Source organism: Bacteroides sp. 3_1_13 (assembly GCF_001185845.1).
GTDB classification, from domain to species: Bacteria; Bacteroidota; Bacteroidia; order Bacteroidales; family Bacteroidaceae; genus Bacteroides; species Bacteroides xylanisolvens.
This window is the reverse complement of sequence record NZ_KQ236955.1, coordinates 2334503-2359979: the sequence shown is the minus strand read 5'-3', so window position 1 is coordinate 2359979 and position 25477 is coordinate 2334503. Positions and strand designations below refer to the sequence as shown.

Below are 25477 nucleotides of genomic sequence, written 5' to 3'. Positions count from 1 at the left end.
TTAAGTGAATCCTCTGACATGGCAAAATCCTGAGCAACTTTTTGTTGCTCAGGTACTTAAAAAAAATATTTTATAATAGTGTTGCGGAATTAAGGATTACTATATTATACATATAATTTCCTATCATTTAATATTAATAAAAACATAAATACTGACAGCTTTATTCACAAATAAGTTCGTAGCTGAACGGTTGTTCTTCTCCTTCTATCTCACCTCCCTGAGCAGCTATTTTATCATCGGTACCGGTAATATTAATTGTACCGTCTTCATTTGTGAATATATAATCAATTCTGGTGATAACTTCTCCCTCAGGAATACCAAAAAATCCTGCCGGCCAAATAGTCAAATTATAGGTTTCGCTAAATACTCGGTCTTCCTTAATCATCAATGTTTTTTCACTCCTCTCATCTACCGAATAAATATTGCCATTATCTGTATATGCCGTGGCTTCCATATAAATGGCATCAGCCTTCACAAGATCATTGGAATAAATATCACCTAAAAATGAAAACGTCACATAATCATCTTGTAATGCCGCCAGTGGTTCTACTCTATTAAAATGGAAAGAACAAAAATCTGTTATTCCGCCATCTCCTTCCACTACTTCAAAGCATTGGGCACCAGGACTATATTTCTTATATTCCTCCTTTTGCGGAAAATCATGGCTCAGTCTGAAACCTTGGGGGATTGCGTTAAAATTCTTATTTTTGCATCATGAAAACATCCTCTTCCCAAACGATTGATCCTGTTGCTTCTTTAAGCTTGTTCTTGCCTTCAGGAATCCTTGATTACTTTACCCTAGTCAATCATGTTTCTCAGGATACTTGCTTTATTCTTTATTTAGAGGAGAAAGCCACTATTCCTGCTGAGTACTCTGATCTCCATCTTCACTCAAAAGGTTTCCTCCCTGAGATTGAAGTTCAGGACTTCCCTATCCGTGGTAAAGCCGTTTATTTACGTATCAAGCGTCGTCGCTGGGAAGATCCATCCACTGGGCAGACATATAGTCGTGACTGGAGTTTGGTAGCCACCGGTACTCGCATAACCGCTGAGTTCGGTGCTTTTTTAAAAGAATTACTTAGATAATCACGCCGTTAGCTGCCAAAGTGTAGCTGAGCATTACTGTATGGATGGCAAACAGCTTCAAAGCCAATATAAAGACCACCTGAGTGACTTCCAGAATTGGGATCAGAGAGCACATGCCCAAGAGTATATCCTTTATCCAAAGAATATGGGTTATCACCTATGTATTGACGAAACGGCTTTAAGTAAGGGAGATCTTTATACCATCTTAATAAATAGAGATAAGCGAGGTAGGAAAGGTTCTATTATAGCTGTAATTCAGGGCACTAAAACCGATGATATCATTGCGGTACTTACAAAGATGCCACAGGAGCTGCGTAATCAGGTCAAAGAAATTACACTGGATATGGCAGGGAGCATGCAAAAGATTGCCAAAACGTGCTTTCCACGTGCCATGCAGGTGATTGATAGGTTTCATGTACAAAAACTTGTATACGAAGCTGTACAAGAGTTGCGCATTACATATAGATGGCAAGTGATAAAAGAGGAGAATAAAGCTATGAAAGCGGCAAAAGAGAAGGGGGAAGTATATAAAGCAGAAGAACTCGAAAACGGAGATACACTCAGGCAATTATTGGCCAGAAGCAGATATTTATTATTTAAATCACCTGATAAATGGACCAAGAGTCAGAAAATCAGGGCAGAATTACTTTTCAAGCAGTTTGAAGATATTAAGCACGTATATTACTACTCATTGGAGTTGGGAAAGATCTTTTCCACAAACTATGACAAGGATGTAGCAAGAGCAAAGCTGGCACTATGGTATAATAAGATTGAAGAATATGGATACGATACATTCACAACAGTAGCAAACTCTATTGAGAATCATTATGAAAGGATTCTGAACTTCTTTGTGAACAGGAGTACAAATGCAGCAGCGGAAGCATTTAATGCTAAAATCAAAGCATTTAGGGCATCATTTAGAGGAGTAGTGGATATGAGCTTCTTCCTTTTTAGGCTAGCAAAGGTATATGCATGAAGGGAATTGACTAAACTTAATCCCCCAAGAATTACAACTGAGCCAAAATCATCTTCCGCAAAATTGATAAAGAAAGCTGGTTTAAAACGCAAATTTTTAGGACCAGTTTTACATCTCAAAGTAATAGTAAAACTTGCCTTGTCATGTTGTTTGATAGAATATATTTTATCAGTACGAAAAGCTACCCACTCCATATCATTCAACACATTCGTGCTAACTCCATATTCTGCCATCAATAGCTCTGCCCAAGGTACGGTTGCATTCTTTGGTACCAATTTAGTATCTACCGGAGACATTGGTAATGAAGTGACCCCATCTTCCACCCCATCAGCAATGTAAGTTACCGTAGTATTTTCACGTGCATTCCAACTTTTAGGAACCAATATAGCTACCAAAAATCTCTTCGTTTCACCTCCGGCAGCATCAATATGACCTTTCACTGTAAAGGTAGCAACTTCTCCTGCCTTCACCCAATAAATCGGCTCTTCTTCTGTACCTTGATTAAGATTAATGGAGTCAAGATAAACACACCCAACCATTATAATTGTCATCAATAACAGAAGAATTCCCAAAGCATAACTTCTATTTTGTTGTTTACTATTTGTTTTCATAAGGTTATATTAAAGCGTTATTCTATTACTTGTTTAAAAGTATAAACATAGGTGTTAGTATGACATCCCGGACTTAACTTTATTGTCAATCGGCGTTTCCCGTCCACTGTCGAAAATCCAATTTCAGTCTTTACTTCTTTATTCATCCCTTCTTCTTCAAATACAAGATGAAATGGAAACTGTGGATCATCTACACTCCATTTCCCTTTATTTTTTACAATGAATGGCAGATAATTTTTTATTTCATAAGTATTGTCTTTTTTCAATATAATATGAAAAGCACTAAAATCCATATACTCTGTAATGTCTATTCCATTTCGAAAAACAGTAGCTAATTGCCAATTACCATCTATGTACTTAACCGTCTCCGAATAACTTCCAGGCGCCATTTCATCTTTAAATGTGTCGCAAGAACTGATAATCACAGTTAATGCCAGAAATGCCGCAATCACAAATTGCATATTCAGTCTCATATTTCTGTTTTTTTTATTATTCATAATAAGGGTTTTGAAGCAAATCGTCACTCTTTACAGTCTCTTTATAAGGAATAGGGAAGAAATACATAGCTTCTCGGAAAGTATGTTTACGTACTTTTACCTTCTCTCCCTTTTCAATACCATTAGTACTTCTCGTAATTTTATAACCATGCATCTGTTGATTCTCAGTTGTCTCTGCAATCATCCAACGACGTACATCGAAGAAACGATGTCCTTCAAAAGCTAATTCAATACGACGTTCCAAACGAATAGCTTCTTGCATCTTTTCATAGTCACTTTCTATACCTTCCTTTAGCCCATATCTCCCGTCACTTCCAGGGTCAATTCCAGCGCGCTCCCGAAGCGTTCTCAATACTTCATAAGGGCTTACAACATGTCCATCCAGAATTTCTTTATGATTCGGTCCATAATATTCATTAGCAGCTTCTGCATAGTTCAACAAAATTTCGGAATAGCGAATTAAGTCAAAGGCTTGAGAAGTACTAATCCAATGATTACCAGCTACCCCACGATGACTAAATTTACGAATATAATATCCTGTCGGTGTGCCCGCCCCAAAAGCATCAGAAGTACTTCCAGCACCCACATGCGTATAAATAGTATGATTCCGGTCCCCGGCACTATTTAACTTTGATCCATGCCATACTACCGTATTAGCCAAACGTGGATCCCTCCCCTCAGCTGGTTTCAATGGATTATAAGTATATTTACTAGTGAGATCATCTATGTTTTTTCCATCTTTCATTGGAAATTGCTCTACTAAATCATGATAAACATAGCCACCGTTACCATCCCCTCCACAGCTTGGAGGCCCAAACAAAGCTTCACGTTCCTTGCCAGCAGCTGTAGGTCTATATTCAAATAACATTTCACAATATGTTCCATCAGGATAAGTAATCCCGTCTCCAGCATCAGACACATTATAAAAGTCATTATTATGGAAGATTGCATAAAATCCCCAACCCGGTTCAGAATTACCTTTTTCATCTTTATGATTGGAGTAAATTGAAAAAGTATTCATCTTAATCACATCAAGAGCAGCATCAACTGCTGTTTTCCAACGTTCTTTATTATATTCTAGATGACCAATCAATTCTTTTGGAAAACCTGCTGACTTTCCAAAATCACTACCATTGAATAATTTACTGGCTTCATACAAACGAACGCGCGAAATTAATCCTTTACATGAACCGGCAGTAGCACGTCCTGTATTTATTCCTCGAAACTTATTAGGCAAATCACGAGCCGCCAACTCACATTCATTAACAATATATTCTACACAATCAGCATACGTATCACGACTAGTTTTCATATCATCATCCACCTCATATATATTATCGCCAATTAGAGGAACTCCACCATAATGACGTAATAACATAGCGTAATACCATGCTCTCAAGAAACGAGCTTCTGCTTTATACTGCTGCTTTACAGATTTAGTTATCGGACTGCCATCCACATATCTCATGAACACATTCGCACGCCGAATATTAACATAGGCAATCTTCCACACATCATCCTCCTTTACATTTACCGGATTAATCGTCCCGGTAGCAAACATCACATCATTAGTCACATCAGAAACAACTTTGTATGCTGCTTCATCACACGCAGTTTGTAAGCCTCCATGTTGAGTTACCCAACCCATAAACTCAGTCTTGTAACGGTTTGGTTTAACATCATAGCCCACGTTGGTATAAATTTGCGAAAGGAACCTCGCTGTATATGCACTGTCAGCGAATACCGTTTCCCGATCAAGGTTTATCGTTTCTACTTGTTCCAAATTAGAAGTACAAGAAGAAATCGCAAATGTACCTGCAATAAATAAGCACAAAAACACAACTTTTTTCATATTACTAGAAATTATTAATGAAATCTTATTATAATTTTATATTATGACGATTAAATAAATACATACCACTAAAAGAATATATGTATTTTCTGATCTTGTATATCTATTATCACAGAAACTAGATTATAGAGACTTTTCAAATCATCTTTCTAATGCCGTCTGAATACTGGAAGTAAGCAGATAGCTTGTCCCAGTTATCCCGCTAGGATTTAATAACAATAGGATAGTCTTCTCCCTATTTAAGTTCCAGATTATCCAGTTCCATTTCGGCTTGTTCCTTGCTTACAGCCTGATAAACAAGCTCAAGGTCTTTCATGAATTTCTTTTGATTCTTGCTGATCACATACTTAATGGAGTTGCGGTTCTGGTGAACAATACAAGCCTAGACAGTTGTTTCAGGAAAAACACTTCTAATGGCATCCGAAAAACCTGTCAGGTTATCCGTACAAGCAATAAGAATGTCTTTTACGCCACGGGATTGTATGTCACTCAAACAAGAGAGCCCAAAGTTAGCACCTTCGCTTTTAGAGATATACATCCCTAATAAATCTTTATGTCCATCAGGGTTAATACCGATGATATTGTAAATAGCCCGCGTTACAGGGCGATTCTTTTCATCCATTACTTTGTAATGAATAGCATCCGTCCAGACAATAGCATACACACTTTCTAAAGGCCGGCTGCGCCAGACCTGAATTTCCGGAAGAACGCGATCGGTGATGGAACTGATGGTCTCAGCGGATACGCGATTACCAAGAGAACGTTCATGATCGTCCATGTGGACATCCATTTCGCCTTAAAGGGCGGCATTGAGGATGCTTTCCAATAACGGAGCAAAAGTACCGTCTTTGCCTAACAAGGATTTACCAAACTTAAGCTGTTCCAAAGCCTTGTTTTTGATCTCTTCAAAATTGAATTCTTTGCTCATAAAAAAAACTATGTTAGTAAAGATATTAATTTTATTCGTTACTGACACTGTTTAAATTACAGTCTCCAGCGGCTTACTAGAGAAGATTTTCAAATTTCATTTCTCATATTCTCATAATACACCTGATAACAATCTATGAATCAATAACATAACAGTATGAGGAATAAGACATAAAATGGTGTTTCTCATACTATTTCCATCATTTATGCCTAAAAACGATGCATTTCTCATAGGTTTCAAATCGTTTTTCCTCTTATTCTCATACTCCTTTTATCTATTTTGCCCGTTTCTCATGTATGATAGCTGTAGCTTTTCCTGACTCCCGCCGGATTGACGATAATTCCTTTTCTTATGTTGTTTATTAAGCAACTTCTTGTTGTTTACTGCTTTTCTGTGTATCATTCACTTTATATCTTTATGTTTTTCCTTCATTATCGCCATCTTTTCCTCCTGCTATCTGCATAGTGGCACTTGAGTGAACAGATCATTCCACTCTAGTGAACGGTTCTTTCTACTCCAGTGCACAGACCTTTCCACTCGAGTGGAACGATATGACTGCTTATAGCTAAATATGCTAATGTCCGCTCTCAATACTCTGATGTCCATTTTATAACCTATCATTTTAAGTATTACGTGATTACATCTCCGGTATGCCTTGAATCCATAATAGCTGAATGTTTCACCTTGTCTTGAATACTCTGCAAAACAGTAAAAAAGCATATGGAATTGCTTGGAAAATCTATGAGAAATGCTTTTAAAGTTATGAAAAGCCATGAGAAATGCACCATTTTCAGCATAAAAAGCTGATAATACTATGAGAAATACAGTTTTCAATTTTATTTCTCATAGTGTTATCTCTATGATTTACAGACTGTTATTAGGTACATTATGAGAACATGAGAAATGAAAATACAAAATCGTCTTCAGAGGCTGGGATTTCTTCTTATTTATTTCCCGGATTAGAAGATTATCTTTGGACAAATTTATAGTTAAAGTATAAATCTGTCCATTACAATAATATAAAGCTGATTAATAGAAAGATAGAAACTAAATTTCGTCATCTGATTGAATTTTATCCAGTGATAACAATTACTTTTATATATCCATATCTTTCAGAAAAGAGTGCCACCATCAATATCCAACCACAAATATACTTTCTTTTTACTATATACAAAGAAATGGTTGCTTTTATTTGATTATAATAAACCACAGGTATAGAATAATCAAATAAAAACAACCATCCAACAAATCTAAGCCTAATCCTTATAACGATATGCTTTCTAAATGGGAGTGATGTATCTACTTCAAATTAAATAGAAATTCATAATGCCCTGCTTCTACATCAACAGTCTGCTTTTTAACACTCATTTTCTTTTCATTCATTTTATATGAGACAGCATTATTGGGGATGCAAACTGTAGCCGTTGTTCCGGCAGGAACTATCAATTGAAGATTCAATTGCTTACCTTGCAATTCCCAATTAACAGCAATTGTGCCATAAGGTGATTCTTTCGTTACTTTTGTCCAGGTCACACCGTTTGGTATTTGAGGATCGACATAGAAGTGACGATATCCAGGTTTAGCCTCGTCAAGACGTATTCCTCCTACAGCCTGATAAAACCAAGTACCAATTCCATTGTAACAATTGTGCACACGACTTCGTTCTCCGCTCCAATATTCCCAAGTCGCTGTCGCACCATGGTCAATCATATACAGATAACCGGGATAATCACGTTTCTTCATCATTTGATAGAAGAAATCCACTTGTTTATTCCGAACAGCCCATTCTGTCAAAATAGGTACTCCAACTAGACCAACAGCAATATGTCCTTTATATTTTTCTTCGGTCATGGCAACGACGTTCTCTTTCACTTTATTGTACAAAGAATCAGGTACAACACCTACCAACATAGGATAGCACATATCCAATTGTGAGCCGGTAGAATAGATCCCTTCATCCTCACGGTAGAACGTCTGATGAATCAACTTGTTAAGTTTTTCTCTACGCATAGCAAACTCTTCCGCCTCTTCTCTTTTTCCTAATGTTATGGCTGTCTTATACATAGTGCTCAAGCATTCGCTGATAAAACAGTTACTTACCAAATCCACTGAAGCCTGATTACCTGCATCTACTCCCATAGGTGCCAGCCAATCACCCAAATACCAGTCACGGTATTTGGTATCGGGCCAACGTTTCAGCAAACCATCTACTTTATATTTATCAACATACTTAAACCACTCTTTCATTTGAGAATAATATTTCTCAATCAAGCGGGGATCATTATAGTTGACATACGTTCTCCAAGGAGCCTGTACAAAGAATCCGCACCAATACGGACCGCCGCCACCGGTACCCGGATTAGGACCAACATGCGGCAAACTTCCTCCTTCACGCATGGAGTCTCCCCATGTTTGCACCCAGTTTTCAAATGTTGGAGCCACATCATACATCGTTTGCAAAGACATCGTTGAGGAGTTTCCATCACCACCATATCCTGCACGTTCCAAATGCGGACAGTCTACCATATATCCACTAAAAGTCAGACATTTCATCGTATACTGAATCATTTGGTGAATAGCATTCAAGTCGGCATCCGAACATTCAAAAGTTGCAGTCTGTTTATAATCTCCATAAATTTGCAGAGATTTCATTGTATCCGTTTCCGGTTTCTGAGGAAGATTTGAGATTCTCACATATCGAAAAGCGTGATGATTGAATTTATTTCTGAAGTATTCTCCTTGCTTACCACCAGATATATAAATATCACTTTCACCTTGCTTGTCAAATTCACTGTCTTTCGTCAAATTATCGCTATATTCCATAATAACTTCATGACCTGCCGGCAATATAGGCATTTGCATCTCAAACCATCCGGTCTGAACCTTTCCCATATCTACCAGCCAGAGACTTTCACCCAGCTTCTTTACAGAAACAGCCTGCAAAATCTGATGTATCTTGTTTATCTCACACATTTGAGGGGAAGCGATATGATCAGGAACATTCACTTTCACAACAGGAGTCCATTTCATTTTGTCTAAAGCCTGTGTTGAAAGATCTCGCGGAAGAACCCTTCCATCCACCCTCTCACCCCCAAACTGCAAAGCACGCCAAGTACCTGTATCCGAATAGCCACTTTCACGTCCGTACCATGATCCGTCTGTCTCCGCAACGACTTCCCATTTACCATTTCTCAACACATCCAATTCTGCTTTTACCAGCGGACCTTCATAAGCTGCTCCGAAAGTCGTCGTTTTATACCAACCTTGTCCCAGCCAAATAAGCAGATCATTTTCTCCTTCTCTCAAATAAGGAGTAATATCATAAGTAACAATTAGTGAACGTTTAGATAAATGTGATACAGCAGGGGTCAGAACATCCTCCCCAACCTTTTTCCCATTAACATAAATTTCGTGATAGCCTAGCGTATTTACATGTAGGAAAGAAGTCTCGCCCTGAGTCAATTTTACTTTCTTGCGAAGAATAGGAGCACAAATCTTACCACCTTCAACAGAAGCCCCTATATATTCTCCTTTCATCTGTGACTGATCCAAGATGCCAACTCCCAAACGGGCAACAGGACTCCATGAAGAAATTTGTTTTTTAGCATCCCAAACGCGTACCCGCCAATAACACAAAGAACGAGAAGTTAAAGCCTTTCCCTGATAAGGTACCATAACCGAAGCATTGGATTTCAATTTTCCGGTATTCCATAAATCAGCTTTATCCTGCACTAACAGAATACTATCCGAAGCTACTTGTATTTCATAATAAGTTTGCCCGCCTTTCCAGCCGTCCCCCTTTAATTTCCAACTGAAGTGAGGAGTTACATTATCAATCCCCAAAGGATCAATAAGATTCTCACATTTCAATTCCGCCAAATAGAAAGGTGAAGTTTTCTTATTTCCGTATACTATCATCGACAGACAACAGAAATAATAAATCAAACCTAAACATAACGATCGTCTCATACTATTCATCTTCTATTATTATTCAATCCTCGTCAGCCTCACTTTATGAGTGACAGGTTTATTGATTTTATAAATCGTTTCAACAATAGTCTTCATATAATTGCTCCAAACCTCCCGTATTTCGGGATTCATCGCTTTTATATACCAGTCGTAGCTCATCCTAAGGAATCCGTCTTTAGGTAAGTATTCTTTTAGTTTATCAATAGCCTTCTGATCATCAGTAAACAATAACCCTTCCTTTTTCAAAAATGAATATTCGGTCCATAAGTATTCTCTGAAACGTTTTTCCACTTCAAACCGTTCTTCATTCAGATACATGATTTTCGCTGCTTGTTGATATTGGGGAGTATTCGGATAATCTGCCAAATTTACCCCCTTCGCCAACTTCTCGGATGAGAGATGGTCAATAAACTGATTATCTATAGTTAACCGATATATTCCTTTCTCTAAATTAGTTACCTGAAAGTATTCCCGATTAAACTCTTCCATAAATGGGACCAACTGCATTGCATCGCGTTGCGACCTCTTATTTCCCCAACCACTTCTCGAAATAGAATCCAGCGGATAAGGAAGAGCATACGCCAAGTAATCGAAAGTCAGATCTGCTCCGTTCTTTTTCAGTTTTGAAATCTTACAATTCTTATGAGTTGTTACAGATGAATGATATGCGTCAATAGATACTGACGACACGTCATTCCCGGCCAATCCCTGTGCTTTCAGAAATAAATAGGCCATAACCATCTGTCCGTCATTATCCGGATGAATTCTATCTATCCTGCAGAATGTAAATGTAGAATCTGCCTCCTGCTCTTTTCTGCTTATCTCACGCATCGGTTGGTTAAAATCAACAAAACCCCAGTCGTTCTTTTTAGCCGATGTACGTTGGGCGTCTATTATTTCCAGAATGGCATTGTTCTTATTACGCAAAATAAAATTATTAAATTTGGAAGTCTCATCATAAGGAGAGCCGCCAATCAATACTTTCTTTATTTTATTTTTGGCCAGTAAGCGTTCTTCTATCTCCCGATAGCTTTCCAATGATTTTGCCACCCGTTGTTCAGACAATTCTTTCGCATTGTCTTTCATGTAAATATCATAACCGGTATCGTTCATACCGAAAGTAAGAGTCACATAAGTCGGATTTCTATCGAAAACATCATAATCCAAACGGTCTTTCATATCCCATGCACTCTCTCCGCCAATTCCGGCATTCATGATGGTAATCGGTTTATCCGGAAAACGAGTCATGTAATACAGCCAGATAAACGAATGATAATGTCCGCCGTGAGTAATGCTGTTTCCTACAAATACCACACGTTCCCCTTTTTCGAACCGGGGGATTGTTGCTTGTGCTTGTAAGTAATCACAGTTTACATAAACTAAAGATAACAACAAGAGTATCCTCACTTTTAGTCTGTCAGCCATTTTTTTCATTCTTTTCATCAAACCATAAAGATAACCATACAGCGATTAACCTGCTATATCCAACTTATTCTTCTCTGTTTTCCCATACTGTTTCACTAATACGCTTACGCCTCCTTTCAACAGTTCGGGAGTTGCCTCCATAGTGATAACCTTTTCTTCACCAGGCATCAACGTCGCATAATTATCGGACATAATTATTGGAAGTATTCTTTTTTGCGTAGCCTTATTAACAAGCCTCACCCGATTAGCAAAAGCCACAGTCCCGGAATTGTTCTTTACAACAATCTTCATCTTTCCGTCAGACATCGATTTATCCACCAATCGGCAAGACAAATCGGCCTCTGGGAGTGTATTCAGCAATGTATAATCAAGATCATTCACACCATTCCGCCAATAGAAGTTTTCAGAGATTAGATTACCTTTGACATCTGTCAGTTCCAACTTGATAAAATGAAGCGGAGTCAGTTCTTCTATCTCTTTTGGTTTCTCACCGTAGATTTCGAATTCGAACAATGAATATCCAAACTGTGTGGCACGGCTGATGCCTGCCAATTTCACATAACGTGCTGTAACAGGTTCCAATTCAATCTGTTCAGTACCACCTCTTCCATCTTTGTTGGCATAAACGGTTTTCCATTCTTGCGCATCATTCGATACTTGCAGTTCGTATTTCTTAGCACAAGCTGCCTCCCATTTCAAAATAGCCTTTTCTATCTTTTCTTCTTTACCAAGATCAATGTATATCCATTGAGGATCACTGTATGCACTTTCCCAACGACTTCCCGCTCCTCCGTCAGTAACCATTGAAGCACTTTTAGAGGCACCTGTTGAAGAAGAAGCTACAGCCTTCTTTCCATAAGCCAGATTGAAAGGATTAAAGTTCAAAGAAAATGCTTCTGCAATGTTGCTGGCTGCCACATCGACCTGTTTTGTCTGTCCGTATGCTGATACTTCTTTTCCATTCAGGTTGTAAATTGTAGCTTTAGCTATTGCAGCCTTCAAGTCCTCTGCTGTAGTATTTATTACTTTTATATTGTTATTGGAAGCATTCCATTGGATATGTAAAGGTTCACAAGCCTTTTTTGCTCCCCAATAAGCACCTGTAGGATCGTAATAATAGTCATAAGTCTGCCATACAAACGAGGGATAAGCCGGATGGCTCATCCAGATCAGAAGTCCGGCTGCATCATTCCACATCTTATCGTTCCAAGCCTCATACATACCTTTCATCACTTCGATATTCAGCATTTGCGCTTTCTCGCAGAATTCTTCCAATCCGGATGATTCTCCGTACTGTGTGTTCACTGAATTCTTATAATTAACCGGGTTGGCATTAGACGCTTCCTTACCGAAGAAATGTTTGTTCCATACATTGTCATCATCATTCTTCAACTGCTCATCAGTAGGCAGAGGCCACCAGTCTTTTTCCGGGATAAACTCTTTGATGCTTTCAAATGTGGGGAAAGTGGCCGTTCCTATTTCTGTACGCATACCGTAACCGTGATCAATACCGTATGGATAAGCCGGTGTATTAAATGCCAGATTACTGCCTGAAGTTTCAAAATGGTGTCTTGGAGGTTGATTTCCCCACCAACCGCTTCCGGACAGTCCATCCTGATTGGAGCAAGACTTATACATACGGTCATTATTGTCCTCCTTCGCAATCATTTCACGCAGGTAATTATCCAAATCAGGTGTCGGATGCGTTTCATTTGCTCCACACCAAATAGCTATGGAAGGATGGTTTCTAAGACGTCTGACTTTATCAAGGGCATTCGCTTTAAATGCTTCCGGTTGAGCCACGTCATTGTATGCTACATATAACCAGAAATCATTCCATACCATAATCCCATATTTATCACAATAATCATAAAACTCATCATCAGTAACACACCCTGTCCATAGACGGATCATATTGTAATTCATTTCCTTATGAAGTCTGATTTTCGTTTCATACTCTTTACCCTGACATCGAAGCAGATATTCGCTCATTCCCCAGTTTCCACCTTTCAGATAGATCTTCTGTCCGTTGATAAAGAATGTAAGAACAGGATATCCCACTACATTATCGACCATTTTATACTCATACTTCTTGATACCGAATGTCATTTCTTTTACATCCGACACTTTTCCATCTACAGAACAAGTCAGCTTACAAGTATAAAGATTGGGATCACCATAACCATTCGGCCACCAAAGTTTCGGATGGTCAACGACCAATTGCGCTATGTCATCTTTGTTAATAGATAGTCTGGCTGTTGTTCCTCCTTCTACCCGAATGTCTTTAGAGAAAGAAATATTCCCCGGCTGAATCACTCCGGATACAACGACATCTTTGGGGGAAGAAGAAGCATTTCTAATATCTGTTGAGACAGAAAGCTCTGCTTTCTGCAAGGTCGGTAACTCTGAACGTACCCAAGGATCTTCCATCACTACATCTCCCGTTACCACAAGATAGGCATTGCCTGTGATACCAGCCAGACGTCCCGGAACGTATGGCATCCAGTCCCAACCGGCACCAGCCAGATAACTGGGGCTACACGCAACTCCATACGGGTCTTTAGCCTTACGCGTCTTTTTCTGATCGGCATCGGTAATCAGAACAGCTATCACATTCTTACCGGATTTCTTTATCAGATTAGTTACATCAAACTTCGAACGTAACATGTGACCGCTTACATCTTTAGTAGATGTTTTTGTTCCTGATATCTTCTCGCCATTAAAATAGAAATCGGCAAAGCGGTTCGTATTGTCGAAATGAAGCCATACCCGCTTCCCCTCCGAATAAGAAGACGGGAGTTCGAATTCCGTACGATACCAGAAAGGACGGTTATAAAACGTTTCGTCTACTTTATAAATATTATCGGCATAATTAGGATCAGGAACGATTCCTGCTTCAACATAAGCAGTAAAAACAGTTCCGGGAACCACACCTTTAACGTAATCGGACATTTTAAATTCCGGAGTAGAAATCTGCTCTCCGGTTATGTTCTCTAAATCTGCCTGGGGTTTCACTTCCCAGATAATCCGAGGATTAGAGCTGTTCAAAGACATCCATGTACTCTGCTCTGCACACCCTGTCTGGATTAGAGCCAATATAACCGATACAATGATAAGCCCAAGTTTATTCATCATACTATCAAGATTTTAAAGTAACAATTTGTTTTAAAGTATGTTATTCAATCAAAGTCCCCACTCAACATTAGGTTTATCACCCATAAACAGCTCCAATGTACCTCCGGCTGCAATATCCGCAAAATCAAGATAACATTTATTGTATTCCTGACCGTTCAACAAGGCCTTTTGTATATAGACGTTATTTATGCTGTTATTATGAGCTATCACCGTGAATTTCTTACCAGTATAATAGCTGGGATCAAGATTGAACTCTACTTTATCAAAAACCGGACTTGTAATCTCCATACGTGTATTTCCCGGACAGGAAGGATGAATACCGGAAGCAGCCAACACATACCACGCCGACATCTGACCTACATCTTCATTGCCAACAATCCCTTCAACTTTGTTTGCATAAGCCTTTTCACATGTATAGCGTGTCCATTTTTGAGTATACCAGGGAACTTCAAGCTGATTGAACAAAAAAGAAACGAAGTGCACAGGTTCATTCGCATGGTTATAATATTCATTCCACAGCATATTAGAAGGAGTTTTATTAAAGAAATCTGTTAAATCCGCAATAACTTTCTCCTTACCACCCATCAAATTCACCATTCCCGGAACATCGTGAGGTATAAACCAACCTTGCTGATAAGAGTTTGCTTCTATACACCCATACCATTCTTTAAGACGTGCATTCTCCGGCCATTCTACCCATGTACCATCTGCTTTACGGGGACGGAACCATCCCTTTTCTTTATCAAAAATAGAATGATATGCCTGTCCCTTTTCATAGAAACATTTGGCATCGTCTTCTTTCCCCATAGCTTTCGCTAATTGAGATATACACCAATCAGTATAAGCATACTCCAAAGTGGTTGAAATACTCAATGGTTCCGGAGCATACCCCAATGAATCATTACCAAAACGACGGGATGTGTTAATGGCATAACGATACGCTTTCTCTGCATCATACGTACGAATCCCTTTGATATAAGCATCCGCCAAAACAGACAAAGCAGGATTTCCCAACATACAGCCGGAATAGGAATTCAGCAATTCCCAACGTTCATAGTATTCGCGCCCACTCTGATCTGCCATAGTAATCAATGAGTTCAGTTCATCACTTACTAAACGCGGATTAATTATAGTCTGCAAAGGAAACTGACTACGAAATACATCCCATCCACTGAATATAGTACGTTTTGTAAAAGTGCTGTCAGCCGTATGTATTTTATAATCACCACCTACATAACGTCCGTCTACATCTGTATAGATACGAGGATCAATCATCGTATGATACATGGCAGTATAGAATATCGTTTTTTCATCATCCGTACCACCGGATATCCGGACACGATTAAGTTCTTTGTTCCACAATTCAGTAGCTTCCTGCTTTACTTGTCCAAAATTTTTAGAGGCTATTTCTTGTTCAAAGTTATTTGCAGCACCCTCCATATCAACAAAAGAGATACCAACTTTCATCTCTACAGTCTCTCCCTCCTTCGTTGGAAATTCAGTAAAAAAGCCCAGATGTTTACCCGTCAGTTCTTTCTTGTCTTTTATAACCGGAGCTTGTGATACACGAGTCAAATAAGGAATACTCACTACTTCATCACGTTTCCGAACCCAATGTTCGGGAATATCTGCACTCCAAAAGCCATAATTAGTCAAAGGTTTACTAAATTGTGCATAATAATAAACGGTATAATCGGCTTTTCCTTCACCATTACCCCATCCACCACCATCAGGTGTACACTTCATCCATCCTTGAATAGTGTAATCATCTACAACTTTAATATACTGTGAAGTAGATGTTCCCCCTACTCTACGAGCTAAATCAATCTGAATACGCGATTGGTCACTAGAAGGATAAGTAAAATGTAAAATTCCACAGTGTGGTGTCGCGCTACTTTCTACTTTGATATGATAATCAGTCAATTCTACCGAATAATATCCGGCCTTAGCCGTTTCAGTGGCTTTGTTATAAGCCGAACGATATCCTTTTATACTATCATTATTCTCTTTACCTGCCACTTTATATAATTCACCAGTTGTAGGCATCACAAGAAAATTGCCCAAATCACCAAACCATCCCACACCACTCATCTGGGTAAAGGCAAATCCTTCGATTGTCTTATGTTCATCACTGTATCCGGAACCGTTATCACCTCCCGTTATTGTATTAGGACTAACCTGTACCATACCATACGGAGTCGTAGCTCCGGGAAAAGTTTTACCTAATCCGTGATAAACACCGGCAGCCCCTACACTAGTACTGGCACCAATAAACGGGTTTACATAATCGGTCGGAACCCAATCTTCCGATACGGTATTGGTTGATGAGCAACCCGTCATCCAACACAAAAAGCAAACAATTAAAAGATTAGCAGTCGCTTTATACATAACAATAATCTAATTATTTTAAGTCAAACTAAGAACGAAAGTCTTAATACCAAACCGAGGCATTGAAATCATCATTTCCGATTTACCTGCACGTGTTTTTATCTTCTTTCTTTCGATACATTGTCCATTCAAATCAACTTCCTCCACTCCGGATAATGGCATGTCAATGGTAACCTTTTGTAATTTTCCGTCCCCTTCAGAATTGAACAGGCGCAATAGTACCTTTCCATCTTTCATTTGAAGAGCACTCACTTGATAACCAGTATTCTGTAAATCAATAAATGATTTCGATTCCGGTTTTGCCACTGGATAGCAAGAATGCAGCAATGGTTCATTCCAACAATCGCTATCATCTGCGATTGATGCTTTGTCCCATTTGCCACGATGAGGTATAATTGCATACTTCATCCTCAAAGGGTGTGTTATTTTATAATCAGGTCCCCAAAGTCCTCCACCCGAATATTGAGCAGTCAGTCCTAGCGGATAGTCCTCTCCATAAGAATAAGAAGTAGTATGGTCTGATAATAAAGCCAAAGCATAGTCGCCTTCCTGTTCAGCCAAGTCAACCCAATGAAGTATAATATTATGTTTGATTTGATCCCAAGAACCAAAGAAAGTATCAGTCAGTTTGCTTTCACATACATCAAACGGTGCATTTTTGTAAACATGGGGAGAATGTAAATCAGTCGGGAATAATACACTTAGTTTAAACCGATCGTCACAATAAGCCCGACGATTATCACGCCAACGTTCCTCTTTATATTCACCAATACCTACATTCTTTTTCCAGTCAACCGTCAAATCAAAATCGATTCGTCTCGCACCTTTAGTGAGAGTGATTACCTGTGTAAACGGATGGGAAGCAATCTCACCCTCTATCTTAATTTTTTGCTCATATACATTATCCCTTACTACTGTCAGCTTGGCCGGAGTCTCTATAGAAGAACGAAATTTGCCTTCTTCATAAAAAAAGCCTCGTAGCTCCCCTAAGGCATATTTCTCCGTTTTACCTGCAAAATCCTTATTCCCTTCTTTTTTAGCTATCAGGCTTTTTATGGTTCCTCCCTTTGATAAGTCAAAAACAATTTTATACATATCATTTTCAACCACGTATTCCTGTTTATTCACCTTATTACCTTCCAAAACGAATCTACTCTCCGAAGCCTCTTTCTTACCGGCTTCTTTCTTTTTTATACAATACGTGGAATAACCAAAGGGAGGAATCTCTGCCTCAAAAAATAATCTTATCTCTTTACCTTCATTTTCTACCAAACAACCTATATCTTTACCTTTCCAGTCATAAACACTTAAATCCGCATTTTCAGATTCCGTAGGCAGAAGAACACTTACGACTTCCTTTCTTCTCATTCCTAATGTATTAAAAACACGTATATATTGCTGTTGAGCATTATTTTGCGGAATAAACTTTTCATTAAAGCTCTGCATAGATGCCTCAATAATTCCATCTGCAAGATGATTGGTACTGTCTGTCCATCGCTTAATCTGATCAGCCCATGTTCCTTTTCTATTCAGTCCATTATAAGGCACAATCCACGAATCATGATGTTGTGCCAACATCAGTGTACGCCAAGCCTCATCCATATCTGCCTGTCGACAAATATATTTATTTTCCAGATAAGCCATTACAGACATTTTCTCTGCCATGACAATTTTATTTTCTGAAACGCGTACTTCTTGCGCTATTTTTTGCAAAACCTGACTTCCCCACATAAGATTCACATGTATATCTTCCTGTGAAAAAGACCAATTATCATCCGTTTTTCCGATGGAGACATTTTCAATATAATCTCTCCATGTCATATATATAGAGTTATTTTTTGTGTTCTTTCCACTTCCCAGCCATGGGCCGTTTTTCCATCCCGCATCCTGAAAACACATACCAACAGGATGCTTGATACCTGCGTTACGGCAATCTTTTAAATAAGCATCCGAATTTCCCCAAGCAGTTGTCTGCCAAGTTGATCCCGGCTCCAGTTTTTCACAAGCATATCTGGGAACAGTCAATATTGCAGTCCCGTCCGGTCCCACCCAATTAACCAATTCTCCGCCATAAGCAGCAGTATACCCTCCCCAACAGGTGTTGGGACATTTTAATACAGCATATTTAAAGCCGAATTGTTTAAGGATTTGTGGCAAGCAACTTGTGAAGCAAGGTTCTTCTACCGAATAGGTTACAAAATCTACCTCCGGAAAATGTTTGTTTATTTTAGCAATACCATATTGAAACTGTCTTATTATACTCTCTCCCGAGATATTATAGCAATAAGGCTGTGCATAAGTAGGATTCGTAAACTCTACCTGATTACTAGTAGCCATCTCTTTAAAACGCAAATAAGCCTCCGGAGTCTGTACTCTGACTGTATCCCATGTTTCAGGCTCTATCTCCATACAAATCCGCCAGTCCGGATGCATAGCCAGCTGATCCACAATAAATTGAGTTTTCCACTTTACCGGATAATGTCCATATATCCCGCCATGATACCCATCAACAAAATAAGCTTGTTGAGAATAAACATTTGCATAAAAGAAAACAGTCAGTAATATGATATAAATTTTACTCATAGTATCCTAAAGCTATTTATCTTTGTGTTGCTCCATTCTACGCATAAATTCATATAATTTATGTTGGACAACTTCTTTATTATTTTCATATTCCGGAGATATCCAATCAACGAGTGCCAGCAAATTCTGATTTTCTATAAATTCTTCCTTCAGCCTTTCGTTGTTTTCCACTTCTATGAGAAACTCTGTTTTTTCATCAGAAGTAAATTCATCCGCAAAATATTTATTCAGACAATTCTCCATATACACAGTCCTTTTTTATCAAAGAACGATTATCTCAATAAATACCCCTAAAAAATACCGATAAATTCATTAAAAAGTTATGCAGCCAATGTCACATTGAGTTTTGCTCTCAACTTTTTTAGTGCTATTCCCATCTGACATTCCACTGTATTTACCGAAATGCCTAAACGTTCGGATATTTCCCTATACTTCAATCCTTCCATACGACTTAACAAAAATATGTCACGGCATCTTTTAGGCAAACTATTGATAGCATCCCGTATCAGGTTCTCCATCTGATTTCTTTCTGATATATCATATACATCAAAACGATCTAAAGATTGCAATTTCAGATTCAACTCAATCTCAAAAGAAGCCTTCACATTCTCGACATACTTTTGCTCGAATACTTTATGCTTTAAATAATCCAAACATTTGTTTCTCACAAGTCTGAAAAGATAAGCATTCATATTCTCAATATGATTCATAGACTCTCTCTTTTCCCATAAGTCTGTAAACACATCTTGCGTTATGTTCTCAGCATCCTCTTCCGACATCACAAATTCTTTTGCAAACCGAACTAGTTTGGGATAATAAATAAGATACAATTCTGAAAAACTCATAGTTGTGTGTTTCTTTAGATTAGTATTCAGTTATCAAAAATCTTGTGATGCAAATATAGAGATGAAAAAAGCCTACTTCTTAGTGGAAGTAGGCGGGAAAGTAAACGTTTTATAAATCAATTATTGTATATACATTTAATAATCAACAATTTACAACAATACCATTTTTTAGTTTTGGTAAACCGGATAGAATCATTTTTGAGACAAAGAACCAAGCTTTTTTACCTCCTCCTCAAAGATATTACTATCAAGAGTGGACATTCTCTTCACTTTACTCTTATAATTATAGATTGTCTGCACAGAATAATGCAAAAATACAGCAATCTGTCCAACATCGGTAATTCCTAATCGTATCAATGCAAATATGCGTAATTCTGTATTCAGTTGGTCCTTTTCCAGTTTATAACGCTCCTCCGGTTTCAACAAAGAATTGAACTTTTCCACAAAGTTAGGATACAATTTAAGGAACGCTTTATCAAAGTTATGGTATAGTTCTTCAAGTTCCTTTTCAAAAGGTCGGGAGGATGACTTATATAAATCATCAATCTGTCCGGTCTTGATTTTCCTGTTCACATTCTTCCTGTACTCATCGAGTTTATTAATATAAACAGCACATTGATTCATAAAATACCCCACATATTTTTCCTTAATCAGATTAGCTTCGTCGAGATTCTTATTCAATTCGACCAGTTCTTCATTCATAGCCTTAAGATGCCGCTTAGCCCGGGATACTATTTTTGTTTGTTTATATGTAAAATACAAGGCAATAGCAAGAAATATCACAAACAAGCTAGTTAGAAATATATAAAAACGAAGATTCTGTTTTTGTTTTTCCAACCGGATTAAATACGTATTTTCAATAATTGGATGGATGCGAGCAATTACCGTATTCTTAAAACGAGAATTATAAAATATAGCATCGTCCAACGCTATTTTTATATAATTATATGCTCTGTCTATATCTCCTTTATGATATAAATTAACTGCTAGTGTTAACAAAGCCTCATTTTCTTTTACTGCTAATTTTGTATCTGTCATAGCAGCTAATATCAGAAACTTCTCTTCCAAATCATAGTCTCCAATCAACCGATAAGCCCTTGAAAGCCCCATAGCCATCATTGCATACCCATGAGTTCCCAAATTTTGCTCATTATATATTTGAGTTAATATTTTAAGAGCTTCTTTTACATTACCTTTATCCTGAAGTTTCACAGCCTTTTCCTTTAAATACATATTTGACCGGTCATATAAGATACTCATTACAGTATCTCTATACGAGTTCTTTTCCTGTATATATCCGGCAGAAAACCGAACATCATCTGTATACTTTATAAGGTTCTCATAATAACGTATACGATTCCAACAATACAATGCTTTAAGATGATTTGATAAATCCGCACATTGAATTGATTTAAATATATCATTTGCTTGAATAAACAAACCGGATAAGGAATAGACAAAAGCCAACCGGAGCTGCCCTTCCAAAAGGAATTCTTTATTACCGACTATGTTTGCTATTTTTATATTTTCATGAATATATTGTTCTGCTGAGTCACAGACAAAAGTCTCATATTGATAGATAAGCTCTTTGTTTAAATTATAAATATCTTCCAACGAATTAAGACCAGCCTTCTTTTTCTTTAATTCTTTTATGGTAGCTTCTTTTTTCTGGGTATATATCAAACGTTCAGAAATCACTTTGTCCAACACCTTCAACAAAGAATCATTCTCACTATCTGCATAGAGGTAAAACAAGGAGTTTAGAAGGAAAAATATAAACCAAAGTGTGCGTTTCATAATCATGTATTCTTTCTTAATCTGCAAAAAAATGTATTTTCTTTGTGTAATTCGCAAAAAAGAGCATAAATCATTCTTTTTATTGCATCTTTTAACAAATGAAGATGGAGAAATTACCCCATTCTAAATGATATTTGTGAAACCATGCTGACTAAAAAATGAATCTAAAAGATATGGAGTTAAAAAAAGCTTTTTTGCCATACGGACTTTGCAAAAAGTATAAATATTAGTTCTATATTTGCAGCCGTTAAAGGAGAAAGATGAAACAAAGCTTAAAATTCGGACTACTTTTAGTGTTGGCTTTGCTCATCCATTGCGCAACTAACGGAGCAATGGAAGATATGTGCAAAGTTTCCTCCCCGACTTATCGGCAGGAGAAATGCTATGTATCACAAGATCGTCCGATTCAGGATGCTTTGGAACGTCTTTATAATCTTTATACGACTCAAACCTGTGACATGAGTCATACAGACGTCGCACATGTTCCGACAGATAAAAGCATGTTTTTGTTAATCGCTTATTTCTGTGACCATTACAAACATCAAAGTCCACCTTACCCTGTCTCATCCCATTCTCCTACATACTATTACGATCCTATCTCCTATTATATATATGGGTTGAGAAAGATTGTCATTTAGCCTACAGTACAGTAGACTCTTTTGCTCGTCATTTATTACAGTTGGTTTTATTCTCCATAGGGCGAATAGACTAATTGCTTATTTCTATATAATATTCAATCTAAACAGCTATTGAATTATGAATTTTACATTTTTAGTTGTTGTTTTACTGACAGCGCTTGCTTTTGTCGGTGTAGTAATAGCCCTCTCGCGTGCTATCTCTCCCCGTTCATACAACCTGCAAAAGTTTGAGGCTTATGAATGTGGTATACCGACACGTGGTAAATCATGGATGCAGTTCCGTGTAGGCTACTACTTGTTTGCCATCCTATTCCTTATGTTCGATGTCGAAACAGCTTTTCTGTTTCCGTGGGCGGTAGTTATGCGTGACATGGGACCACAGGGACTTATTAGTGTTCTCTTCTTCTTTATCATTTTAGTTCTGGGTCTTGCTTATGCCTGGAGGAAAGGAGCTTTGGAATGGAAATAACCAAAAAGCCAAAAATAAAATCTATTCCGTATGATGAGTTTATCGACAATGAATCATTGGAAAAGTTGGTCAAAGAACTTAATGCAGGAGGAGCCAATGTTGCCCTCGGAGTACTTGACGACTTTATCAACTGGGGGCGCAGCAATTCACTGTGGCCGCTTACCTTTGCAACCAGTTGTTGTGGTATCGAATTTATGGCACTGGGTGCCGCGCGTTATGACATGGCCCGCTTTGGGTTTGAAGTAGCACGTGCCAGCCCGCGTCAGGCTGATATGATTATGGTATGCGGAACAATCACCAATAAAATGGCTCCGGTACTGAAACGACTTTACGACCAGATGCCCGATCCGAAGTATGTGGTTGCTGTAGGCGGATGCGCTGTCAGCGGAGGTCCTTTCAAGAAGTCCTATCACGTAGTAAACGGGGTGGACAAGATTCTTCCGGTAGATGTATATATTCCCGGATGCCCGCCACGTCCTGAAGCATTCTATTATGGCATGATGCAATTGCAACGCAAAGTAAAAATAGAAAAGTTCTTTGGTGGAGTAAACAGAAAAGAGAAGAAACCGGATTATTTAAGAAATGAAGAATGATGAATGATGAATGAAGAATTCGCATGCAACATCCCGGCAGATTTTTCATTCTTAATTTTTCATTCTTAATTTAATTTGATTTATGCAAGAAATACAATTTATAGCTCCTGCAGCGTTACACGACGAGATGCTGCGCTTGCGAAATGAAAAACAGATGGACTTTCTCGAAAGCCTCACCGGTATGGACTGGGGAGTAGCCGATGAGAAAGACGCTCCGGAAAAACTCCGCGGTTTAGGCGTAGTCTACCATCTGGAATCTACCATTACAGGCGAACGGATAGCACTAAAAACAGCGACAACCAACCGCGAGCTACCGGAAATTCCGTCTGTCAGCGACATCTGGAAGATAGCCGACTTCTACGAACGTGAAGTTTTTGATTTTTATGGCATCACCTTTGTCGGTCATCCTGATATGCGCCGGCTCTACCTGCGCAACGATTGGATCGGTTATCCGATGCGTAAAGATAACGAACCGGAAAAGGATAACCCACTGTGCATGACTAATGAAGAGACGTTTGATACGACTCAAGAAATAGAACTGAACCCGGACGGAACCATCAAGAACAAAGAGACGAAACTGTTCGGCGAAGAAGAATATGTAGTCAACATCGGTCCGCAGCACCCTGCTACCCATGGTGTAATGCGCTTCCGTGTTTCTCTGGAAGGTGAAATTATTCGTAAGATTGATGCGAACTGCGGGTATATCCACCGAGGCATCGAGAAAATGAATGAAAGCCTCACTTACCCTCAAACATTGGCTTTGACAGACCGTCTGGACTATTTGGGCGCGCATCAGAACCGCCATGCATTGTGTATGTGCATTGAAAAAGCCATGGGCATTGAGGTCAGTGAACGCGTACAGTACATCCGTACCATAATGGACGAGTTGCAACGTATCGATTCTCACTTACTGTTCTACTCTTGTCTTGCTATGGACTTAGGAGCGTTGACAGCATTCTTTTATGGATTCCGTGACCGCGAGAAAATTCTCGATATCTTTGAAGAAACTTGCAGCGGACGTCTGATTATGAACTACAATACGATTGGCGGTGTACAGGCTGATCTTCATCCTAACTTCGTCAAACGAGTAAAAGAGTTCATTCCATATATGAGAGGAATTATCCACGAATATCACGATATATTCACGGGTAACATCATCGCACAGAGCCGTATGAAAGGCGTCGGTGTGTTAAGCCGTGAAGATGCCATCTCTTTCGGTTGTACCGGAGGTACAGGCCGTGCATCAGGATGGGCGTGTGACGTACGTAAACGAATGCCATACGGTGTATATGACAAAGTCGATTTCAAAGAAATCGTTTATACGGAAGGTGACTGCTTTGCCCGTTACCTGGTGCGTATGGATGAGATCATGGAAAGTCTGAACATCATTGAGCAATTAATAGACAATATTCCCGAGGGACCTTATCAGGAGAAGATGAAACCTATCATCCGTGTTCCGGAAGGCAGTTACTATGCAGCAGTAGAAGGAAGTCGTGGTGAATTTGGTGTCTTCCTGGAAAGTCAGGGTGACAAAACGCCTTACCGCCTACACTACCGTGCTACAGGATTGCCGCTTGTTGCTGCAATTGACACCATTTGCCGGGGCACAAAGATTGCCGACTTAATTGCTATTGGCGGAACAATAGATTATGTCGTTCCGGATATTGACAGATAATACTTAATTA

At 38.6% G+C, this 25477-nt stretch carries 17 protein-coding genes and 2 pseudogenes; 6 read left to right on the top strand and 13 right to left on the bottom strand.

All coding sequences use genetic code 11. The features are described from left to right. Window positions 1-160 precede the first annotated feature (160 nt). Window positions 161-670, bottom strand: a complete 510-nt coding sequence (locus HMPREF9009_RS08500) for a DUF4961 domain-containing protein (protein WP_255353082.1) — start codon at window positions 668-670, stop codon at window positions 161-163. A 44-nt stretch (window positions 671-714) separates the two neighbouring features. Between HMPREF9009_RS08500 and HMPREF9009_RS08495 the strand changes: the two genes are divergently transcribed. Further along, a complete protein-coding gene (locus HMPREF9009_RS08495; protein WP_008640050.1) occupies window positions 715-1086 on the top strand; it encodes an ISAon1 family transposase N-terminal region protein in 372 nt (123 codons plus the stop codon). A gap of 40 nt (window positions 1087-1126) precedes the next feature. Further along, window positions 1127-2062, top strand: a complete 936-nt coding sequence (locus HMPREF9009_RS08490; protein WP_008025715.1) for an ISAon1 family transposase — start codon at window positions 1127-1129, stop codon at window positions 2060-2062. 101 nt (window positions 2063-2163) lie between these two features. Here the strand turns inward: HMPREF9009_RS08490 and HMPREF9009_RS26125 are convergent. The 12 genes and pseudogenes from HMPREF9009_RS26125 to HMPREF9009_RS08430 all read right to left on the bottom strand — a co-directional run. After that, window positions 2164-2601, bottom strand: a pseudogene (locus HMPREF9009_RS26125) (DUF4961 domain-containing protein); the annotation flags it as partial. Window positions 2602-2690: 89 nt separating this feature from the next. Beyond that, window positions 2691-3146: a DUF5004 domain-containing protein gene (locus HMPREF9009_RS08485; protein WP_049702310.1), complete on the bottom strand. Its 456-nt coding sequence runs from the start codon at window positions 3144-3146 to the stop codon at window positions 2691-2693. Window positions 3147-3162: 16 nt separating this feature from the next. Then, window positions 3163-5022, bottom strand: coding sequence for a RagB/SusD family nutrient uptake outer membrane protein (locus tag HMPREF9009_RS08480; protein WP_049701899.1), 1860 nt, complete (start codon window positions 5020-5022; stop codon window positions 3163-3165). A gap of 139 nt (window positions 5023-5161) precedes the next feature. After that, a pseudogene (locus HMPREF9009_RS25080) lies at window positions 5162-5950 on the bottom strand (transposase); the annotation flags it as partial. 1299 nt (window positions 5951-7249) lie between these two features. After that, window positions 7250-9928, bottom strand: a complete 2679-nt coding sequence (locus tag HMPREF9009_RS08465; RefSeq protein ID WP_049701897.1) for a family 78 glycoside hydrolase catalytic domain — start codon at window positions 9926-9928, stop codon at window positions 7250-7252. Between the two features lie 9 nt (window positions 9929-9937). After that, the gene (locus HMPREF9009_RS08460) at window positions 9938-11344 is read right to left on the bottom strand and encodes an SGNH/GDSL hydrolase family protein (protein WP_049702309.1); all 1407 of its coding nucleotides are present in this window, start codon (window positions 11342-11344) and stop codon (window positions 9938-9940) included. 45 nt (window positions 11345-11389) lie between these two features. Continuing rightward, complete coding sequence (locus HMPREF9009_RS08455; protein WP_049701896.1) at window positions 11390-14479, bottom strand: discoidin domain-containing protein; 3090 nt, start codon at window positions 14477-14479, stop codon at window positions 11390-11392. Window positions 14480-14527: 48 nt separating this feature from the next. After that, entirely contained in the window at window positions 14528-16867 is a 2340-nt protein-coding gene (locus tag HMPREF9009_RS08450) for a GH92 family glycosyl hydrolase (RefSeq protein ID WP_049701895.1), read from the bottom strand. An 18-nt stretch (window positions 16868-16885) separates the two neighbouring features. After that, window positions 16886-19450 (bottom strand): glycoside hydrolase family 38 N-terminal domain-containing protein, encoded by a 2565-nt coding sequence (locus tag HMPREF9009_RS08445; protein WP_049701894.1) that lies wholly within the window; start codon window positions 19448-19450, stop codon window positions 16886-16888. Between the two features lie 12 nt (window positions 19451-19462). Next, window positions 19463-19693: a hypothetical protein gene (locus tag HMPREF9009_RS08440; protein ID WP_004305330.1), complete on the bottom strand. Its 231-nt coding sequence runs from the start codon at window positions 19691-19693 to the stop codon at window positions 19463-19465. Between the two features lie 77 nt (window positions 19694-19770). Then, on the bottom strand, window positions 19771-20295 hold the full coding sequence (locus HMPREF9009_RS08435; protein WP_004312117.1) for an RNA polymerase sigma-70 factor: 525 nt from the start codon (window positions 20293-20295) through the stop codon (window positions 19771-19773). 192 nt (window positions 20296-20487) lie between these two features. After that, window positions 20488-22092, bottom strand: coding sequence for a DUF6377 domain-containing protein (locus HMPREF9009_RS08430; protein WP_049702308.1), 1605 nt, complete (start codon window positions 22090-22092; stop codon window positions 20488-20490). A 260-nt stretch (window positions 22093-22352) separates the two neighbouring features. Here HMPREF9009_RS08430 and HMPREF9009_RS08425 point away from each other — a divergent pair, with 260 nt between their 5' ends. From HMPREF9009_RS08425 to HMPREF9009_RS08410, 4 genes are all read left to right on the top strand, one after another. Next, window positions 22353-22730 (top strand): hypothetical protein, encoded by a 378-nt coding sequence (locus tag HMPREF9009_RS08425; RefSeq protein WP_004312115.1) that lies wholly within the window; start codon window positions 22353-22355, stop codon window positions 22728-22730. Window positions 22731-22848: 118 nt separating this feature from the next. Then, window positions 22849-23199 carry an NADH-quinone oxidoreductase subunit A gene (locus tag HMPREF9009_RS08420; protein ID WP_004312114.1) on the top strand — a complete coding sequence of 117 codons (351 nt, stop codon included), beginning with the start codon at window positions 22849-22851 and terminating at the stop codon, window positions 23197-23199. Next, a complete protein-coding gene (locus HMPREF9009_RS08415; RefSeq protein ID WP_004312113.1) occupies window positions 23190-23792 on the top strand; it encodes an NADH-quinone oxidoreductase subunit B in 603 nt (200 codons plus the stop codon). Before HMPREF9009_RS08420 ends, HMPREF9009_RS08415 begins: the two co-directional genes overlap by 10 nt. An 82-nt stretch (window positions 23793-23874) precedes the next feature. Further along, on the top strand, window positions 23875-25467 hold the full coding sequence (locus tag HMPREF9009_RS08410) for an NADH-quinone oxidoreductase subunit D (protein ID WP_049701893.1): 1593 nt from the start codon (window positions 23875-23877) through the stop codon (window positions 25465-25467). Window positions 25468-25477: the final 10 nt, after the last annotated feature.